We start from the raw sequence: 18,575 nt of genomic DNA on the forward strand, positions 1-18,575 counted from the left end.
CTCCCCCGGCCGCCGGTAAAAGGAATATTCGGTGCGGCGGGGCCTTATCCGGCGGCTTCGCCCAGCCGAATTCGCATGAATATCTTTCAGCGACGGAGATGGCGGTCGTGCCAGGCCGGCCGGGCTTCGTCGGTGGCCACCAAAGGTCGGGGGCGGGTTCATCGGATCCGATGAACTGCTGGACCGGGTCGTCGTCGCAGGATGCTGGTATGACGACAACCTTGGTGATCAGCGGTGGCACGGTTCATGACGGCAGCGGCGGCCCCGGCCGGGTGGCCGACGTTCTCGTCGACGGTGATCGGATCACCGCCGTGAGTCCCGGCGCGGGCGCCGTCGGACCGGACGTGCCCGTGCTCGACGCGACCGGGCTGGTGGTCGCGCCCGGCTTCGTGAACGTGCTCAGCCACGCGTACTTCACCCTGGAGCAGGACGGCCGCGGCCTGTCCGACCTCTACCAGGGCGTCACCACGCAGATCTTCGGCGAGGGCACCTCGATCGGGCCGCACACCCCGGAGGTGCGGGCGGAGCTCGAAGCGGGCAACGGGCCGGACGATCCGCCGCTGGTGTGGGACCGCCTGTCGGAGTTCCTCGCCCATCTGGAAGGCAAAGGGGTGGCGCAGAACGTGGCGAGCTTCGTCGGCGCGCACAATCTGCGCATGATCGGGGCGGGCTCGGACGACCGGCCGATGACCGCGGCCGAGCTCTCGCGCGTCCGCGGCGTGCTGGACGAGGAGATGGCCGACGGTGCCCTCGGGGTGGGGTCGGCGCTCATCTATCCGCCGGGGTGCTTCGCCTCCACGGACGAGCTGGTCGCGCTCTGCGAGGTCGTCGCCCGGTACGGCGGCTCGTACATCTCACATCTGCGCAGCGAGGGCGATCACTTCCTGGACGCCGTCGACGAGCTGATCACGATCGGCCGCCGGGCCGGGGTGCACGCGGAGATCTATCACCTCAAAGCCGCCGGACGGCACAACTGGCCGAAGATGGCGCGGGCCGTCGAACGCGTCGAGGCCGCCCGGTCGGCGGGTCAGCCGGTGACCGCCGACATCTACCCCTATCTCGCCGGGCAGACCCAGCTCGGCGCCTCGATCCCGCCGCACTTCCACGAAGGCGGCCACGAGGCCCTCGCGACCCGGCTCGCCGACCCCGGCGAACGCACCCGCATCCGCGAAGGGGTGACGACCCCGTCGGAGCGCTGGGAGAACCTCTTCCTGGCCGCTGGCGGCGCGGACGGCGTCATGCTGCTCCCCGACCCGAACGGGCCGGCGGCGGAGTATCGCGGCCTCAGCCTGCGGCAGGCGGCCGACCGGGACGGGACCGAGCCGGTGGAGACGCTGCTGCGGCTGGTCGAGCGGGAGCCGACCCTGCACGCCATGTACTTCATGATGAGCGAGGAGGTGCTGCGCACCGCGCTGCGCAACCCGTGGGTCTCCGTCGGGTCCGACGCGCCGACCTTCGCCACCGAGGCGCCGTACGCCGACGCGCCCACGCATCCTCGGGCCTATGGGACGTTCGCCCGCATCCTCGGCAGGTACGTGCGCGAGCAGTCCCTGCTGACCCTCGGCGAGGCGGTACGCCGGATGACCAGTCTGCCGGCGGGGAATCTCGGGCTGCGGGATCGCGGCCTGCTCGCGCCGGGCAAGTTCGCCGACATCGTGGTGTTCGACCCGGAGACGGTGGGCGACCACGCGACGTACGAGGAGCCGCACCGGTACGCCACCGGGGTCCGGCACGTGGTGGTCAACGGACTGCCGGCGCTCACGGACGGCGTACCCACCGGAAATCTTCCCGGCCGCGCCCTCCGGCGTGGACGCTGACGACCCGCGGCCCCGATACTGCTACGGAGTAGGAGTCACGCTTCGGAAGGGAATTCATGCGGGCTCGACCGCGATTACTCCTGGCCGCTCTGCTGGGCCTCGCGATGGCTTCCGTCGGATGCGGTGTGGGTCGTGTTCCAGCGACTGAGTGTGCCGATACGGCAGCGGCGGAAGTCGCGGGTCTCAGAAGCGCAGTGGACGGATTGCTGCCGCCCGAGGTGGCCCGAACCGTGACCGAGAACAACGGGTGCGATGCGGGGTCCAGCGACGCCTACCTTCTCTTCGAAGCGGGTCGCGCCGTGTCGGGGTACCGGTTGCTGGAGCCGTTTCGCGAGGACGCGTGGGAGGTGCTGGACGCGCCCACCGACCGTTGTTCCTATTGCGTCGCGGGCGTCAGCAAGGCGAGTGCCGGGCGGACGGTGGAGGTCTGGGTCTATGACCGGTCCCCCACCTCGCCCCTGGAGGTGGCGGTGCAATTCCGCTGAGCGACTGCGATGAATGCTGACTACTGGGAATCGGTGTATGCCGAGTCACCGCTCAGTGAGCTTGAGCGTCGCGACCAGTCGGCCGCTTTCGATTGGCTGCACCGTCATTTTCCGGCCGATGGGTCCAAGATTGCTTGGGAGCGCGTGGAGGGCCGGCATGCGCACTGGAGAATCGCCGATGACCGGCGGCTGGCCGCGAGGGCAGCGGAAGAGGTGCGGCGGCGTTTGCGGCCCGGCTCCGTGGTGGAACACGTCGGTGACTCGCTCTCGCCTTATGGCGTGTGCTGCACCGATGTGAATGCCCTCGCGGTCGTGGCCGCGTTGCTCGAAATACCGGAACACCATTATTTTCTCGCCGAGGACCGATCGTGGCTCGTGGTCGTCACCATGGAGGGAGACCTTGACGTATTAGACCGCGACAGCCCGCGTACGGGATGATCACCGATCATCGGGCTTATGCGCTCAACCCGCCCCATGGCTTTGCCCGTGAGTGGAGGAGACGGTTGTGGGGAATGGCGGACAGGCTGTGCGGAGAAGGCAGACGATGCGCCGGCCTGGAGCGGTGCTGCTGGCCGCGGGCATATTCGTAGGAGGATACGCCCTCGCTCGATCACTCGAACGCGCATTTGTGGACCCGCTGTACGAGCGGACGCTCGCGGGAGAGCCCATTTGGATCGCGGACTCGGCGGGCTTGGCTGTGGCGCGGCTCTTCATCGTGGTGGGGATCGGGTTGTTGTCCCGGTTCTCCTCCTACCGGCTGCGCGATTCGCTGCTGGGTCTCATTCCCATCTATGGCGAGATCCTGCTCATCAAGCTGTGCTGGCGGGCGGTGTTCTTTCCCTATGTGGATTGGGAGCCACGGGAAAGCGAGCGGGACGAACTTGACGCCACCTCCGGCCGGGCAGGAGAAAAAGGGGTGGTCTGGCTGCGACGGCGGAGTGAGCAACCGGGCTGAGCGGCCCGAGCCGCGGCATGGTGATGCGCGCACAGCTGGGCCGCCCAGTTCAGTGGTCGCGGGCCGGCGTCTCCGCTCCTGCCCCGAGGGCGCGAGCGGGCGACCTCACGTCCAGCTCCGGTACTCGTCGGCGGGCAGGGGATGGTCGGTGGGGACGACTCGGGAGTGCACCGCGGTCAGGCAGCCGGGGCAGAACAGTTGCCGGAAGACGACCTCCGCGTCCACGTACTCCCCCGGATCGGGCCAGATGTGCGGCCCCGCCTCCGCCGGAGCCGAGTCGCGGCGGGCCAGGCCCGTGACGAACGCGCCCCCCGACAGGGGCCCGATCCACGTGCCGCAGTGCACGCACACGACGGTTCCGCCGTCCGGTGACGGTGACTCCACGACGGCGAGGTTGTCGTCGAGCCGACGGGCCGTGGCCAGGTCGGGGGCGCCGATCGGGGTGAGCCGGGTGCCGGACAGACCGGCGTCGGACGCGCGGCGGTGCCGCAGCTTCTCTCGGCTCTCGTCGGTCGCGGCCGGGTCCACGTCGCCGTCCTCGTCGAGCACGACGCCGTAGACCTCCCGCGCCGCCCGCGCCGAGACACGAGCCTGGTGCACGTCCTCGCGGACCTGCCCGGCCGGCCGCAGCAGGGGGTCGCCGTAGCCGCCGCCCGCCTGCCAGTGCAGGTAGAGGGCGTCCCCGGGGCCGAGGGTCGACTCGCCTTCGCAGGGCAGCACCTCGGTCCGGCCGCCGAGCTCGTCCAGACCGGCCGGGATGGTGGCGGTGTCGGCGAGCTGGGGCACGTCGATGCCGCGTACGACCAGGTCGAGCTGGGAGTTGCCGGGGTAGCCGCCAGCCAGGCCGACGTTCTGGTTCGCGACCTTGCCGGTGCCGGAGACGACCAGCGACATCGTCCCCGTCTGTGACGGGTGCTGCACGTAGCAGACCGAGCCGCTCATCCCGCCCCGCTGCCGCCCGGGCCCGCCGGAGTCGGTCTGCTCGCGGCGCCACAGGGCGACGAGGGGGTAGAGGTACTCGGTCATCTCGACGTCAGGGGCCCGGGCGGAGGGGATGATGAGCCGGCCGCCGGTGTCGACGCCGTCGTGGTACACCTGGGCGCCGTAGCCGCCGGCCATGACGTCGAAGATCGGCGAGACGAAGCCCCTGGCGCCACCGCCGCGCTCGTCGACGCCGGAGACGACGCACAGGTCCGTGGTGCCGTTGCAGATCGACTGTACGTCGCCGCGATGGCCGGGTTCGGCGTCCAGCATCCTGGCCAGCACCTCGGCGACCAGGTTGCCCGCTCCCCACGCCGGCCCGAACGGCCCCTTGCCGACCGCGGCGGGGAAGGACGCGTTGGTGATGGTGTCCTCGTCGGTGATGATCTCGAAGCAGCGCATCAGCCCGCCGGCCGCCCACGGGATGTCCCCGGCCAGCAGGGGCAGCATGGTGAAGACGATCCCGGCTCGTAATCCCGGGTACGGGCAGTTGATGATGCCGGTCTGCCCGGCTGTGCCGCGGAAGTCGAAGACGAGCCGGTCGGCCTCCTTGGTCATGGCGACCTTGATCGCGTGCAGGCCGCGGTCGCCGGTCTGCGACTGTTCCTGGTAGCCGACCGCGGTCCAGGTGCCGTCGGGCAGGGTCTCCAGCTTGGCCCGCAAGCGGCGTTCCGCGTCGTCCATCATCCGGCGCATGACGATCTTGACGGTGTCGGCGCCGTACTTGGCGATGAGCCGCAGGATCTGCTCGGCCGCGTTCTTGTTGGCCGCGATCTTGGCCCGGAGGTCGAGCCCCACCAGGTGCGGCAGCCGGGAGCGCCGCACCCAGGCGTCGGCGACGTCCCGTTGCAGCACCCCGCCGCGCACGACCTTCAGCGGCGGTGTCGGGACGGCCTCGCCGAACACGTCCTGCGCGGACGGGCTGAAGGAGCCGGGCCTGGGCCCGCCCAGGTCCACCTGGTGGGCGATGGCGGTCGTCCAGCCGAACAGCTTGCCCTCGTGGAAGATCGGCGCCAGGATCGCGGCGTCGTTCTGGTGCAGCCCGCCGCCGATCCACGGGTCGTTGCAGAGGAACATGTCGCCCTCGGCGATGCCGGGGTTGTCGCTACGGTTGCGCAGCGTCCAGACGATGGCCAGGTCCATCGAGCCGATCAGCCCGATGTTGTACGTCCCCACCTGCACCTGCTCGCCGAGCTCGTCGCAGATGGAGAAGTTGAAGTCGTTGGACTCGGTGACGACGTGCGAGCCCGACATCCGCCGCAGGGTCTCGCCCATCTCCTGGGTGATGGCCCAGAGCCGGTGCCGGACGACCTCGTAGGTGAGAGCGTCGACGTCCCCATCGTCGTCCGCCTGGTGCAGCGACAGCGCCGGCGAGATCTGCCGGAGCAGCTCGGCGCGGGGAAGGGGCCTGCTGGTGAACTCGTCCGCCCCGGGGATCCTTGATGCCATGGAACGTGTCCTCACTGGTAGCTCAGCACGAGGTTGCCGAGGCGGTCGACGCGGCCGGTGACGCCGGCGGGGACGACGACCACCGTGGTCGGCACGTCCACGACGGCCGGCCCGACGAGCTCGTGGCCGGCGCGCAGCCGGGCGTAGTCGTAGACGGGGGTGGGCACGAAGCCGAGCCGCGAGTCGAGGCAGACGGAACGTTCCTCGACGAGCGCTTCGGCGGGGTCGGGGCCGTCGGCCGCGGGGATCTCCGGCAGCGCGACGGGGAAGCCGAGGCCGGCCTTGGCCCGGACGCGGTAGGTGATCGCCTGCACGCCGGCCTCGCGATAGCCGGCGCCGCTGCCGTTGATGCGCTCGTACTGCGTCTCGAAGCGTTCCAGGATCTCCTCGCCGGTGCGCTCGGTGAGTAAGGCGTCGGGGACGGCTGTGGCGAGTTCGGTGACCTGCATCGAGTAGCGCAGATCGACCTCGCGCTGCAGCGTCACGTCATGAAATTTCACCTTCTGCTGGTCGAGGCCGCGTTGCAGGTCGGCCTCCAGCCGGGCGAAGTGCGACTCCAGCACCGCGTGAGGGACGGGGAACGACGACGGGTCCGACAGCTCGGCGCTCAGCACGACGTCCGAGGCGGCGAGCCCGTACGCGGAGAAGGCGGAGGCGACCGGCCCGAGCGGCACCACGACCTCGCTGACACCCAGGTCCTGGCAGTAGCCGGCGCAGTGGGCGGGTCCCGCTCCGCCGAAGGCGTAGACGACGAAGTCGCGGGGGTCGTGTCCTGCCTGCACGACGGCCCGGCGCAGGAGGTCTCCGGCCTGCGCGTTCTGCACCTCGTGGATGGCGATGGCGGCCTCCTCGACGGTGAGGCCGAGCGGCTCCGCCACGTGCTCGCGGATCGCCTCGCGGGCCAGCTCCATTCGCAGCGGCTTGCGCCCGCCGAGCAGCCCGCGCTCGCTCAGGATGCCGAGCACCAGGTTGGCGTCGGTGTTCGTGGGCCGGGTGCCGCCGTTGCCATAGCAGGCGGGGCCGGGGACGGCCTCCGCGCTCTGCGGGCCGAGCCGCAGGTTGCCGCCCTCGTCCACGGACGCGAGGGCGCCGCCGCCCGAGCCGATGGTGTGCACCCGGATCGTCGCCGCGTTGATCGGGAACTGGTTGACGATGGAGCCCGGCGCCATGACCGGCTCCCCGTCCACGATCAGCCCGGCCAGGAACGTGGTGCCGCCGACGTCGGTGGTGATGACGTTACGGTGCCCGAGCTGCTCGGCCAGGCGCATGCCGCCGACGACGCCACCCGACAGGACGGATCCGACCGTGGTGATGGCGTGCTCGGGAGCCCGGTCGGCGGTGATGGTGCCGCCCTCGCTCTGCATGACGAGCAGCGGCCCCTTGAGCCCGCGCTCCTCCAGCTGTCGCTGCAGCGGCAGCAGGTACGTGCGCAGCCGCGGCCCCACCTGGGCGTTCATGATCGTCGTGGAGGTCCTGGCGAACTCGCGGATGCGCGGGCTGACCTCCGAGGAGAGCGTGACGTACATGCCGGGGGCGATCTCGTGGATCAGCTCGCGGACGCGCTGCTCGTGCGCCCCGTTCTTGAACGACCACAGCAGGCAGACGGCGATGGCCTCGACCCCCTGCTCCACCAGGGTGCGGGTGACCTGGCGGACCTCGTCCTCGTCCAGCGGGACCAGGACCGTGCCCGCGTAGTCGATCCGCTCGGTCACTTCGAGCGCCCGGTACTTCGGGATCAGCGGTGCGGGCTTGCGCTGCCGCAGCGTGTCCTGGATCTCGTGGGCCGACCGGCCGAGCGTGCGGCCCTCGGCGTTCATGATGTAGATCGCGTCCCGGTGCCCCTTGGTGGCGATGAGGCCGACGTCGGCCACCTGCCCCTGCACGAGGGCGTTGATCGAGGCCGTGGTGCCGTGGGCGATGTAGTCGGTCTGCGACAGCAGCTCGCCGACGCCGATGCCGAGCTCGTCCGCGAGGTCCTCGATCGCGCGCATGACGCCGGCCTCGCGGTTCGGCGGGGTCGTCGGCGTCTTGGCCGACACGATGCGGCCGGCCCCGTCGGAGGCGACGGCGTCGGTGAACGTGCCGCCCACGTCGATGCCCAGTGCGTATGGCATGTGCGTTTCTCTCCTGGTGATCTTTACCGCTGGTGGGCCATGACGCGCCCGGTGACCGTGCGCAGGAGCTCGCGGGGGCGGGCGTCCGCGCCGCCCATCCAGGCGACGTGCTGGTCAGGGCGTACGAGCAGCAGCGCGGTGGGATAGCGCTCGGGGTGGTCGCCGGGCAGGTCGGCCACGGTGAAAGGCATCTTGAGGTCGTGAGCGGCCTCGGTCCAGAGGGTGACGTCGAGGGCGGGGTCGGTGCGCAGCAGGGTGAAGCCGGGCCCGAGGGCGTCGAGCGCCGACCGGCCGTCGGCCAGCCAGACGTGCGGCAGCCGGAACCCGGGTCTGGCCCGTTCCTGGTAGTCGCCCATGGTGATGGCCGCCTGCTCCGCGCCGCCGACCACGAGGGGCGAGCCCGCGTAGTGGTAGCCGAAGCTGAAACCGTCGGGTGAGTACCGGTGCGGCTCCGTGATCGCGAGCCGCTCGGCCAGCTCGGCGCGGGCCCGCTCACCTTCAGGGCCCGGCAGGTGGATGTCCGGCGAGACGTCCGCGAACGACTTGCGCGCCGCCGCCCCCACCGCGCCGGCGAACTGCTCCCCTACCGGCTTGCGCTCCTTCTCGTACACGGTCAGCAGCCCGGGCGGCGCCCACCCGTGGTGCACGGCGGCGAGCATCCAGCCCAGGGTGGCCGCGTCCTGGATGCCGGCGTTCATGCCGAACCCGCCCACGGGGATCCAGATGTGGGCGGCGTCCCCGGCCAAGAACACCCGGCCGTCCTGGTAGCGCTGGGCGACCAGCCGGCGTCCGGTCCAGCGCACGACGCCGAGCACCTCGTGCTCGACCGGACCGCCGACGGCCTCCTCCAGCAGCCGCAGGGGGTCCTCGGCCTCGGTGTCGTGATCGGGCGGGAAGGCGGCGTGGTTGAGCCAGAGCTCGCCGCCGTCGATGGCGATCAGCGCGGCGGGCCGGCGGCCGTAGGTCCAGTACGTCCAGGCCCGGTCCTCGGCCGCCAGCCGGCCCAGTTCGGGTGAGCGGACGAAGGTGGACACGAAGCGCTGGATGGCGTCGATGCCCTCGTACCGGATGTCCAGCGCGCGCCGGACGGCGCTGTGTGCCCCGTCGCAGCCGACCACGTACGCGCAGCGGAGAGTGCGGCGCGCTCCGCCGGACTCCACGACCGCTTCCACGTGCTCGTCGTCCTGCCGCAACCCGACCAGCCGGGTGCCGCGGTCGAGGGTGATCAGGGGGTGCCGGCTCGCGTGCCGCTCCAGGATCGGTTCGAGGAACAGCTGCGAGACGCGGTGCTGCGGCTCCGGCGTGGGCCAGCCGTCCCGGCCGGCGCCGGCCAGCACGTCGCCGGCCGACGGCAGGTCGATCCGGAAGATCGGCTCGCCGCGCAGGCTGGTCCGGTACTGGATCGAGGTCGGGTAGTCCTCGGGCAGGCCGGCCCGGCGGATGTCGCCGGCCAGCCCGAGCCGGCGGAAGATCTCCATCGACCGGGCGGAGGTGGTGTTGCACCGGGGGTTGGCGCCGCGCTCCTCCGTAGCCTCCACGACGTGGCACGGCACGCCGCGCTGGGCGAGGTCGATGGCGAGGGTCAGCCCGGTGGGGCCGGCCCCGACGACGAGGACGCCGGCCGGATCGCCGGGGGTGGTGGGTTGCGGTGTCATGCGCTCAGGAACTCCCCTACCAGGGTGCAGAACTCATCCGGCCGGTCGACGTGGATCCAGTGCCCCGCCCCCGCCACCACCTCAAGGCGGCCGTGGGGCAGGGCGGCGGCGAGCCGCTCGGAGACCTCGACCGGTTGGACCCGGTCCCGCTCCCCGTGCAGGGCGAGGACCGGGGTGGCGATAGTACCGGGATCGACGGGCGGCGTCCCGTCCGTGACCTCGGCGAACATCGACCGGAACGCCTCCTCGGCGCCGGGGCGCAGGGCCCGCGCCAGCCGTACGCCGGCCAGGTCGTCGAGGAGGTCGCGGTGCGCGCTCTCGTCGGCGACCAGCCGGCCGAGGGTGGCGCGCATGGACGCCCGCGTCGGCTCGTCGTAGAAGGGGACGGTACGCGGCAGCGGGCCCGTGCCGGCGCCGCCCATGAGCACCGCGCGCCCGACCCGGTCCGGCGCGGCGGCGAGCAGGGCCAGCGCCGCGGCGCCGCCCGCGGCCGAGTTGCCGACGACGTGCACGCGGTCGAGGCCGTGCTGGTCGAGCAGCATGAGGACCTGCCGGGCGCGGGCCGCCGCCCAGGCCCGCGGTCCCCGGAGGGCGGCCGTGCCGTCGCCGCCGACCTGCGTGCCGAAGCCGAGCAGGTCGGGGGCCAGGCAGCGGAACCGGGCCGAGAGCCTGGTCCGCACCGCCGCCCAGTTGCTCGCGGCGTCCACACCCGGCCCGCCGCCGTGCAGCAGCACGAGCACGGGACCCGCGCCCTCCTCCGGCATCGTGCCGGGGACGGGACCCGGGCGGGACCGGCCTGCCTGCTGCGGCGTCATGCTTCGGCCGCCGCACCCTCGACGGGCCTGGGCTCGGCCGGGGCGTCCCTCGTCGTACGTTCGAACCGGGTGAGCAGGATCGTGGCGGCGGCGCCGAGCACGGCCGGGATCGCGAAGACCTGGAACATCGACCCGGGCGTCCAGCCGGCCTGCAGCAGGAACCCGGCGATCAGCGGCGCCAGCACGGCCCCGAGCCTGCTCACGGCGACGGCCAGGCCGAGCGCCGTCGCGCGGGACTCGGCCGGGTAGAGGCTCGGCACGATCACGTTGATCCCGGACACCGTCCCGTTGAGGAACAGCCCGACCAGTACCGCCACGACCAGCGCGCTCGCCAGCGTGCCGAGCGACACCGAGAAGAGGATGAGCATGAGCGCGCCGGCGACGAAGTACGCCGCGGTCAGCCGGCGCGGCTCGACCCGGGAGGCCAGCACCCCCAGCAGGATCGCGCCCGTGACGCCGCCGAGGCTGAACAGCACACCGCCGCTGATCCCCTGCTGGTTGGACATCCCCGCCTCCAGCAGCAGGCCGGGCGTCCACGAACTGGCGAAGTAGAAGATCAGCTGAGCGGCGGTGAAGGCCAGCCAGACCAGCACCGTCCTGACCGCGTTGCGGCCGCGGAACAACGAGTCGAGCGCCACCTTGCGCGACCCCGTCGGGGACGCGGGCTCCGGCAGGGTCTCGACGGGCGCGCGTCCCATCGACACCAGGATCCGGTTGAACCGCTCCAGCGCGTCGCCGGGGCGGCGGGCGACGAGGTAGTCCATCGACTCGGGCAGAGCACGCAGGCCGACCGCGAAGAGGACGGCGGTGACGACGCTGCCGAAGACGAAGACCGAGCGCCAGCCGTACGAGCCGATCAGCAGGCTGGAGGCGACGCCGGCGATGACCGAGCCGATGCCGTACCCGGTGGTGATCAGCGCGACGACCAGCCCTCTGCGCCGGTTGTTCGCGAATTCCGAGGTGAGCACCGGCAGGCTGGCCGCCATCGCGCCGACCGCCGCGCCCGTCACCAGCCGGGTGGCGAGCAGCTGGCCGAAGTCCTGGGTGAGGGCGGCGGCGAGCATGCCGGCCGAGGCCAGGGCGAGACAGGCGAGGGTGAGCCGGCGGCGGCCGATGCGGTCGGCGAGCGGCGCCAGGAAGAGCGCGCCGATGGCCATGCCGGCCAGCCCGCCGCTCAGCAGGACGCCCACGTCCGAGGAGGACAGGCCCCACTCGCGGGTGATCGTCGGCCCGACGTAGGAGGTCACCAGGAGATCGAACCCGTCCACCAGGTTGATCACGAGGCACAGCGCGACCGCCCTGATCTGGGCGGGACTCATCGGTGAGTTCTTGACCTGCTCGAGAACGTTCAAGGGAAACCTCGCTTGGTTGCGCGATGGTCGAAAAGCCCCCGAGTAAGCCTGGACCGGCGCCCGTACGGGCGCCTCAGGCTGTGTATGTAGCGTTCGCTCTACAACGGTGGGGGTGCGCCGGCTCTGCCGAGGACGTCAGGGGCGTCCGGGTCTACCGGCGGGGATGAGCGTCGGGCCGCGTCGCGGTCAGGATGTCGGACGGCTCGGGGCCGTGCGGGTCACGACTTCGGTGCGGCGAAGGGATTGGCGTCGGCGTGGTGGTGTCCCCAGACGTCCGGGCGGCCGAAGTCGTGCGGGACCCAGTCCTCGCCCACCTCGATGCCCGCGCAGCCGATCTCCAGGTGGAAGCCGCTGGGGTTCTTGACGTAGAAGGAGATCGCCTTGTCGTTCATGTGCCGGCCGAGGCTGATCGAGATCGGCACGTCGTTCGCCTTGGCCCGGTCGTAGGCCCGGCCGACGTCGTCGATGGAGCCGTGCTCGAACTCCAGGTGGTGGATCGACGCCGTCTCGGCGCTGGCCAGGGCGATGCTGTGGTGGGTCCGGTTGCAGCGGAAGAAGAACAGGCCGGGGGCGCGGTAGTCGGTCAGCTTGAACTCCAGCACCGACTCGTACAGCTCGCGCATCTCCTGGAGCCTGGGACCGGCCAGGACGAAATGTCCCAGGCCGGTGGTGCCGGGGCCGCCGGGCGGACGGGCGGCGGCGGTGCGTACCTTGGCCTCTCCGACCGCGAGTTCCACGCGGTAGCCGACCGGGTCGGTGAACCAGCGCAGCGACGTGGCGCCGCGCAGCTCCCGCTCCTCCGCGGATCCCTCCGCGACGGTGAAGCCGGCGTCCGTGAGCCGCCGGGTGAGCCGGTCGAGCTCGGCCGGGGTGTCGACGATCCAGCCCAGCTCGCGCGGGCTGTCCTCGGTGGAGGGGTAGAGGGCCACGCGGTATTTGAACTCGTCGAGCTCGGCCAGGGCGACCTCGTCGGTGCCGGACTTGGCGAGGGTGACGCCGATCCCCAGCGTACGGCCGAGCAGGCCGGTCCACGCCTCGACGTCGGTGACGTTGAGTCCGACGTAGCCCAGCTTCCTGATACCCACGGGTGTCATTCCTCCGATGCGGCGGCTGCTCCGCCCTGCAGAAACTCACGGACGATGTGGTTGAACTCGGGCGCGCGCTCGTACTGGACCCAGTGCCGGCAGCGCGGCAGCACGCGCAGCTCCGCGTCCGGGATCCCGTCGAGGATCCTGGACGCCCAGGTCAGCGGGACGGTCTGGTCCTCCCTACCCCACACGAGCAGCGTGGGGGCGGCGATAAGGCCCAGGTCGGGGGTCAGGTCGCCGAAGTTCGGCGGGATCGGCAGCTCGGGGTGGGCGCGCAGGCTCGACTCGTAGCGCTCGTCGATGAGCTCCTCTGTCGCGAGGCTCTCGTCGTGGACCATGAGACGGACGAACTCCGCCATCGCCTCGCGCGACGGCTTGGCCGCGGCCATGTAGGCGAAGAGGCGGTCCAGGCCGACCGGCCAGGGCGGCGCGTCCGCGGGGAGGACTCCGCCCGGCGCCATGAGAACGAGCCGGTCCACGCGCTCCGGATGGCGCATCGCGATCCGCATCGCCACCGCGCCACCGTAGGAGTTGCCGACCAGGTGGGCCCGCTCGATCCCCAGCGCCGTCATCGCCCGGCACACCCGTTCGGCGGCGTGGAAGATCAGCGGCTCGTCCAGCTCGGGCCGCGGGGTGTCGCCCCAGCCCGGCAGGTCGATCACGATGTTGCGGTAGTCCGCGAAGGCGGGCAGGTTCCCGCCGAAGTTGCTCATACCGGTGGCGCCAGGTCCCGAGCCGTGCAGCCACACGACCGGGGCGCCGGCGCCGGCCTCGGTGTAGGCCAGGCGCAGGTCACCGACATCTAATGTGCTCGTCACTCCGCCTCCAATCCGTCCGCCTGTATGTAGCGTTCACTATACAAATTTCGGCGGTGTTATCAAGAGTGACTTCGCCACCGATTTCCGGAGGTCAGGCCTCGCCGTCGTCGAAGAGCCGCTGCGCGCCGTCGCGGTGCTCCGCGAGGCCGCGGACCAGGGCGACGAAGGGCGTGACCTGCGAGCTGTAGGTCATCTCGTCGAAGCTGTTGGTCACCGAGAGACCGTCGGTCAGGGCACGGCCGAGAACGGCCAGCCGCTGCACGAGGGCCTCTCCGGCCTCGCCGCCCTCGGGCGCGAAGATGGGCGTGAGCGCGTCGACCCAGGACGCGTGGGCGTAGTCGCGGATGCGGCGCACGGTCCTGCGCACCACCTCGGCGTCCTTCTGCGGCCCGACGCTGATGGCGACGAGCAGCCGGAGGTAGTCGGGCCGCCGGTCGAGCGAACGGCACGCGGCCGAGAACCACGCTTCGAGCCGCTCCAAAGGCGCGAGGTCGTCGAACGAGGACGGGTTGGGAAACAGGGCGTGCAACTCGTCGAACGTGCGCTCAAGGAGGGCCGCCAGGACGCCGAGCTTGTTGCCGAAGTGGTAGTAGATCGAGCTGGGCGGCAGCCCGGACTGCGCGCACAGGTCGGAGATGGCCATGCCGTCGTACCCTTTTTCGCCGATGAGGGTGCGCGCCGCGTTCAAGATGACCTCGCGGCTGCTCAGACCGGCAGCGGCCGGCGCGGAGCCGGATTCCCTGACCATGCGGCCATGATAGATCCGCTCGGACGGCGGCACCCAAACGGTGATCACCGGTGTGGGGTGGAGCCGGTGGCCGGGCCGACGGGGTCCGCGCCGGCCCGGCCACCGGGGTTTCATGCGACGGTCGCGTCCAGGGTGACCGGGATGTTGCCGCGCGTCGCGTTGGAGTAGGGGCACATCGCGTGGGCGCCGTCAACGAGCGCGTCCGCGGTCGCCTGGTCCACGCCCGACAGCTCGACATGCAGCGCGGCGCTGAGCGTGAACCCGCCTTCCGGGGTGGGGAGCACCTGCACCTCGGCGATGACCGCCGAGTCGGTGACGGGCGTCTTCCGCTGCGCGGCCACGGCCTTGAGCGCCGAGTGGAAGCACGAGGCCCAGCCGGCCGCGAACAGCTGCTCCGGGTTGGTCGCGCCGCCGGGGCCGCCCATCTCCTTCGGGATGGCCAGGGTGACGTCGAGCAGGCCGTCGTCGGTCCTGGCGTTGCCTCCCGCCCTGCCGTCCCCGGTGGAGGTGGCGATGCCGGTGTAAAGGGGTTGGCTCATGGTCGCGGTTCCTTCCCTAGAAGACCGAACGTTCTCCCTCCACTCATCATGACGGTCGGCCGCCGTTTGGTCAAGACCGAACGTTCTCTCTTCTCCGTTTCAGCCCTGGCGCAGCGTGCGGGACAGGCCGAGGGCGGCCGTGCGCACCGCCGGGGCGAGGTGGGCGGGCCGGAAGTGCTCCCGGGGCACCGCCACCGACAGCGCCGCGACGGGCTCGCCGGCGCCGGCGAACACCGGCGCGGCGATGCAGCTGATCCCGAGCGCCGCCTCCTGCTCCTCGTACGCGAGCCCGGACACCTGGGTCTGTTCGAGCGCCGTCCGCAGGCGCAGCGGGTCGGCGATCGAGTACGAGGTCAGCCGCGGCAGCGGCCCGGCCAGGATCGCGTCCGCCAGCTCGGGCCCGGAGAACGCGAGCAGGGCCTTGCCGATCGCGGTGCAGGTCAGCGGCAGCCGGCCACCGATCCTGGACGGCAGGGGAACGGCGTCGTGACCGTGGATGCGTTCGAGGTACACGACGTCACGATCGTCACGGATGCCGAAGTGCACGGTCTGGCGGGTGCTCTCGAACAGGTCCTGGAGGAACGGCAGCGCGCTCTCGCGCAGGTCATGCCGGCGGGGGACGAGCGAGCCCAGCTCGAACAGGGTGCCGCCGAGCCGGTAGCGCTCCCCGTCGCGCTCCAGCAGGCCGAGCCGGACGAGGTCGCCGATCAGGCGGAAGGCCGTGGTCTTGGGCAGGCCCGCCCTGGCCGCGAGTTCCGTCAGGCGGAACGAGCCGCCGTCCGGGCGGTAGACATCCAGGATGGACACGGCCTTGTCCAGCATGTTCACGGGCGAGGTGTTCCGGTGCACGGAACGAACTTTGGCACACCCCGGCTCACCCGCCTATACCTGGGGACGTTCACAGCCACCCCTTCGGAGGTGCGCCGATGCCCTCGACCCGCTCGGAGCCACGATGAGCGCCACCGTCCAGAAGGCCGCGGACCTGCTCGCGACCGCGACCGCCACCGGCACGCCGTGCCCGCCGATCCGCGACCTGTTCGCGGCCGGCGACGTCGACGCCGCCTATGAGGTCCAGCGGCTCAACAACGAGCGTCTGCTCGCGGCCGGCCACCGGCTGACCGGGCGGAAGATCGGCCTCACTTCGCCGGCCGTGCAGCGCCAGCTGGGCGTGGACCAGCCCGACTTCGGGGCGCTGCTCGCCTCCATGGCGATGGCGGACGGCGGCTCCGTGCCGGCCGGGCGGCTGCTCCAGCCCAGGATCGAGGCGGAGGTGGCGCTGATCCTGGGCGCCGACCTGACCGGTCCCGACTGCACCCCGGCCGACGTGCGCGCGGCGACGGCGGCCGTCCGCCCCGCGCTGGAGATCGTGGACAGCAGGATCGCCGGCTGGGACATCACGATCGTCGACACCGTGGCCGACAACGCCTCCTCGGGGCTGTTCGTCCTCGGCGACCAGCAGGTCTCCATCGAGGAGGTCGAACCGGCGGACGTCTCGATGCGGATGTACCGGGGCGGCGAGCTGGTCTCGGAAGGCACCGGCCGCGACTGCCTGGGCGACCCGCTCAACGCCGCGGCCTGGCTGGCCTCGACGCTGGCCCGCCGCGGCGAACCCCTGCGCGCCGGCGACGTGGTCCTGACCGGAGCGCTCGGCCCGATGGTCCCCGCCGCGCCCGGCGACGTCTTCACCGCGCAGATCTCCGGCCTGGGCTCCGTCACCGCCTCCTTCGCCGAGGTCACCGCCTCCTTCGCCGAGCCGGGTGAGGCGTCATGAGCGGGATCGCCAAGGTGGCGATCATCGGCTCGGGCAACATCGGCACCGACCTGATGATCAAGGTGCTGCGGCTGTCGGACCGGCTCAGCCTGGCCGCCATGGCCGGCATCGACCCCGAGTCCGACGGGCTGGCCAGGGCCCGCCGCCTCAAGGTCGCCACGACCCACGAGGGCGTCGACGGTCTCGTCCGGCTGGACGAGTTCGCCGAGGTCGAGTACGTCTTCGACGCGACCTCCGCCGGCGCGCACCGCCGCCACGACGAGGTCCTGCGCCGCCTCGGCCGCACCGTCGTCGACCTCACGCCGGCGGCGCTCGGGCCCTACATCGTGCCGCCGGTCAACCTGGACGAACACCTCGACGCCCCGAACGTCAACATGGTCACCTGCGGCGGGCAGGCCACCATCCCGATCGTGGCGGCGGTCGGTGCGGTCACCCCGGTGCACTACGGCGAGATCGTCGCGTCGATCTCCTCCCGTTCCGCGGGGCCAGGCACGCGGGCCAACATCGACGAGTTCACCGAGACCACCGCGTCGGCGATCGAGCGGGTCGGGGGCGCGGCGCGGGGCAAGGCCATCATCGTGCTCAACCCGGCCGAGCCGCCGCTGATCATGCGCGACACCGTGCACTGCCTCGTCTCCGACGCCGACACCGAAGCCGTCACCGCGTCGGTCGAGGCGATGGTCGGGCGGGTGCAGGCGTACGTGCCCGGCTACCGGCTCAAGCAGAAGGTGCAGTTCGAGACCGTCGCCGCCGACGACCCGCTGCACCGGCTGATCCCGGCCGGCGCGCCCGGCGGCGCGATCAAGGTGTCGGTGTTCCTGGAGGTCGAGGGCGCCGCGCACTACCTGCCCGCCTACGCGGGCAACCTCGACATCATGACGTCGGCGGCCCTGCGGACCGCCGAACGGATCGCCGCCCACCGCCAGGAGACCACCCTATGACGAGCCAGCCGACGACCGGCCCATCGATCGCGAGCCTGTACGTCCAGGACGTGACCCTGCGGGACGGCATGCACGCCATCCGGCACCGCTACACCGTCGAGCAGGCGCGCTCGATCGCCGCCGCGCTGGACGCGGCCGGCGTGGCCGCCATCGAGATCGCGCACGGCGACGGATTGTCCGGTTCGAGCATCAACTACGGGGTCGGCGCGCACACCGACTGGGAGTGGATCGAGGCGGTCTGCGACGTCACCCGGCGGGCCGTGCCGACCACGCTGCTGCTGCCCGGCATCGGCACCCTGCACGACCTGCGCCAGGCGCACCGGCTCGGCATCCGTTCCGTCCGGATCGCCACGCACTGCACCGAGGCCGACATCTCCGCGCAGCACATCGCCGCCGCCCGTGAGCTGGGCATGGACGTGGCCGGTTTCCTGATGATGTCCCACATGGCCGCGCCGGCCGAGCTCGCCGCGCAGGCCAGGCTCATGGAGTCCTACGGCGCGCACTGCGTCTACGTGACCGACTCCGGCGGGCGTCTCACCATGGACGGCGTACGGGACCGGATCCGCGCGTACCGGGAGGTGCTGCGGCCGGAGACGCAGCTCGGCATCCACGCCCACCACAACCTGGGCCTGGGCGTCGCCAACAGCGTGGTCGCGGTCGAGAACGGCGCGTCCCGCGTGGACGCGTCCCTGGCCGGGCAGGGCGCCGGGGCCGGCAACTGCCCCATCGAGGCGTTCGTCGCGGTGGCCGACCTGCTCGGCCTCGATCACGGTTGCGACCTGTTCCCGCTGATGGACGCCGCCGACGACCTCGTCCGGCCGTTGCAGGACCGCGAGGTGCGGGTCGACCGCGAGACGCTGACCCTCGGCTACGCCGGCGTCTATTCGAGTTTCCTGCGCCACGCCGAGGCCGCCGCCGCGCGCTACGGCCTGGACACCCGCTCGATCCTGGTCGAGGCGGGGCGGCGCGGCATGGTCGGCGGCCAGGAGGACCTGATCGCCGACATCGCCCTCGACCTCGCCGCATCGCCCTCGTGACCGCGCCGTC

17 protein-coding genes are annotated in these 18,575 nt (G+C 71.8%); 7 read left to right on the top strand and 10 right to left on the bottom strand.

Going from position 1 to position 18,575, the window contains the following annotated elements; all coding sequences use genetic code 11:
• Nucleotides 1–209: 209 nt before the first annotated feature.
• The 4 genes from OIE67_RS46680 to OIE67_RS46695 all read left to right on the top strand — a co-directional run bounded on the left by OIE67_RS46680 (nucleotide 210) and on the right by OIE67_RS46695 (nucleotide 3,257).
• Nucleotides 210–1,817, top strand: coding sequence for an N-acyl-D-amino-acid deacylase family protein (locus OIE67_RS46680; protein WP_326632713.1), 1,608 nt, complete (start codon nucleotides 210–212; stop codon nucleotides 1,815–1,817).
• Between the two features lie 194 nt (nucleotides 1,818–2,011).
• Complete coding sequence (locus OIE67_RS46685) at nucleotides 2,012–2,302, top strand: hypothetical protein (protein WP_326632715.1); 291 nt, start codon at nucleotides 2,012–2,014, stop codon at nucleotides 2,300–2,302.
• A 9-nt stretch (nucleotides 2,303–2,311) separates the two neighbouring features.
• A complete protein-coding gene (locus OIE67_RS46690; protein WP_326632717.1) occupies nucleotides 2,312–2,740 on the top strand; it encodes a hypothetical protein in 429 nt (142 codons plus the stop codon).
• A gap of 124 nt (nucleotides 2,741–2,864) precedes the next feature.
• Entirely contained in the window at nucleotides 2,865–3,257 is a 393-nt protein-coding gene (locus tag OIE67_RS46695) for a hypothetical protein (protein ID WP_326632718.1), read from the top strand.
• A gap of 105 nt (nucleotides 3,258–3,362) precedes the next feature.
• Here OIE67_RS46695 and OIE67_RS46700 read toward each other — a convergent pair whose 3' ends face one another.
• The 10 genes from OIE67_RS46700 to OIE67_RS46745 all read right to left on the bottom strand — a co-directional run bounded on the left by OIE67_RS46700 (nucleotide 3,363) and on the right by OIE67_RS46745 (nucleotide 15,665).
• The gene (locus OIE67_RS46700; protein ID WP_326632720.1) at nucleotides 3,363–5,687 is read right to left on the bottom strand and encodes a hydantoinase B/oxoprolinase family protein; all 2,325 of its coding nucleotides are present in this window, start codon (nucleotides 5,685–5,687) and stop codon (nucleotides 3,363–3,365) included.
• Between the two features lie 11 nt (nucleotides 5,688–5,698).
• Complete coding sequence (locus tag OIE67_RS46705) at nucleotides 5,699–7,801, bottom strand: hydantoinase/oxoprolinase family protein (RefSeq protein WP_326632722.1); 2,103 nt, start codon at nucleotides 7,799–7,801, stop codon at nucleotides 5,699–5,701.
• A 23-nt stretch (nucleotides 7,802–7,824) separates the two neighbouring features.
• Nucleotides 7,825–9,456 (bottom strand): FAD-dependent monooxygenase, encoded by a 1,632-nt coding sequence (locus OIE67_RS46710; RefSeq protein WP_326632724.1) that lies wholly within the window; start codon nucleotides 9,454–9,456, stop codon nucleotides 7,825–7,827.
• Nucleotides 9,453–10,196, bottom strand: coding sequence for an alpha/beta fold hydrolase (locus OIE67_RS46715; protein ID WP_326632726.1), 744 nt, complete (start codon nucleotides 10,194–10,196; stop codon nucleotides 9,453–9,455). The genes OIE67_RS46710 and OIE67_RS46715 overlap by 4 nt, the downstream gene beginning before the upstream one ends.
• Before the next feature lie 71 nt (nucleotides 10,197–10,267).
• On the bottom strand, nucleotides 10,268–11,623 hold the full coding sequence (locus OIE67_RS46720; RefSeq protein ID WP_326632728.1) for an MFS transporter: 1,356 nt from the start codon (nucleotides 11,621–11,623) through the stop codon (nucleotides 10,268–10,270).
• Between the two features lie 218 nt (nucleotides 11,624–11,841).
• Nucleotides 11,842–12,708, bottom strand: a complete 867-nt coding sequence (locus OIE67_RS46725) for a VOC family protein (RefSeq protein WP_326632730.1) — start codon at nucleotides 12,706–12,708, stop codon at nucleotides 11,842–11,844.
• 5 nt (nucleotides 12,709–12,713) lie between these two features.
• Nucleotides 12,714–13,529, bottom strand: a complete 816-nt coding sequence (locus OIE67_RS46730) for an alpha/beta fold hydrolase (RefSeq protein ID WP_326632732.1) — start codon at nucleotides 13,527–13,529, stop codon at nucleotides 12,714–12,716.
• A gap of 91 nt (nucleotides 13,530–13,620) precedes the next feature.
• The gene (locus OIE67_RS46735; RefSeq protein WP_326632734.1) at nucleotides 13,621–14,277 is read right to left on the bottom strand and encodes a TetR/AcrR family transcriptional regulator; all 657 of its coding nucleotides are present in this window, start codon (nucleotides 14,275–14,277) and stop codon (nucleotides 13,621–13,623) included.
• 110 nt (nucleotides 14,278–14,387) lie between these two features.
• Nucleotides 14,388–14,816 carry an organic hydroperoxide resistance protein gene (locus OIE67_RS46740; RefSeq protein WP_326632736.1) on the bottom strand — a complete coding sequence of 143 codons (429 nt, stop codon included), beginning with the start codon at nucleotides 14,814–14,816 and terminating at the stop codon, nucleotides 14,388–14,390.
• Nucleotides 14,817–14,915: 99 nt separating this feature from the next.
• The gene (locus tag OIE67_RS46745) at nucleotides 14,916–15,665 is read right to left on the bottom strand and encodes an IclR family transcriptional regulator (RefSeq protein ID WP_326632737.1); all 750 of its coding nucleotides are present in this window, start codon (nucleotides 15,663–15,665) and stop codon (nucleotides 14,916–14,918) included.
• A 103-nt stretch (nucleotides 15,666–15,768) separates the two neighbouring features.
• Between OIE67_RS46745 and OIE67_RS46750 the strand changes: the two genes are divergently transcribed.
• The 3 genes from OIE67_RS46750 to dmpG are packed head-to-tail and all read left to right on the top strand — an operon-like array spanning nucleotide 15,769 to nucleotide 18,565.
• Nucleotides 15,769–16,587, top strand: a complete 819-nt coding sequence (locus OIE67_RS46750; RefSeq protein ID WP_326632739.1) for a 2-keto-4-pentenoate hydratase — start codon at nucleotides 15,769–15,771, stop codon at nucleotides 16,585–16,587.
• On the top strand, nucleotides 16,584–17,528 hold the full coding sequence (locus OIE67_RS46755; protein WP_326632741.1) for an acetaldehyde dehydrogenase (acetylating): 945 nt from the start codon (nucleotides 16,584–16,586) through the stop codon (nucleotides 17,526–17,528). Before OIE67_RS46750 ends, OIE67_RS46755 begins: the two co-directional genes overlap by 4 nt.
• On the top strand, nucleotides 17,525–18,565 hold the full coding sequence (gene dmpG, locus OIE67_RS46760) for a 4-hydroxy-2-oxovalerate aldolase (protein WP_326632743.1): 1,041 nt from the start codon (nucleotides 17,525–17,527) through the stop codon (nucleotides 18,563–18,565). Before OIE67_RS46755 ends, dmpG begins: the two co-directional genes overlap by 4 nt.
• The last annotated feature ends 10 nt before the right edge of the window (nucleotides 18,566–18,575 follow it).

This window comes from Nonomuraea fuscirosea (genome assembly GCF_035917475.1).
GTDB lineage: Bacteria > Actinomycetota > Actinomycetes > Streptosporangiales > Streptosporangiaceae > Nonomuraea > Nonomuraea fuscirosea.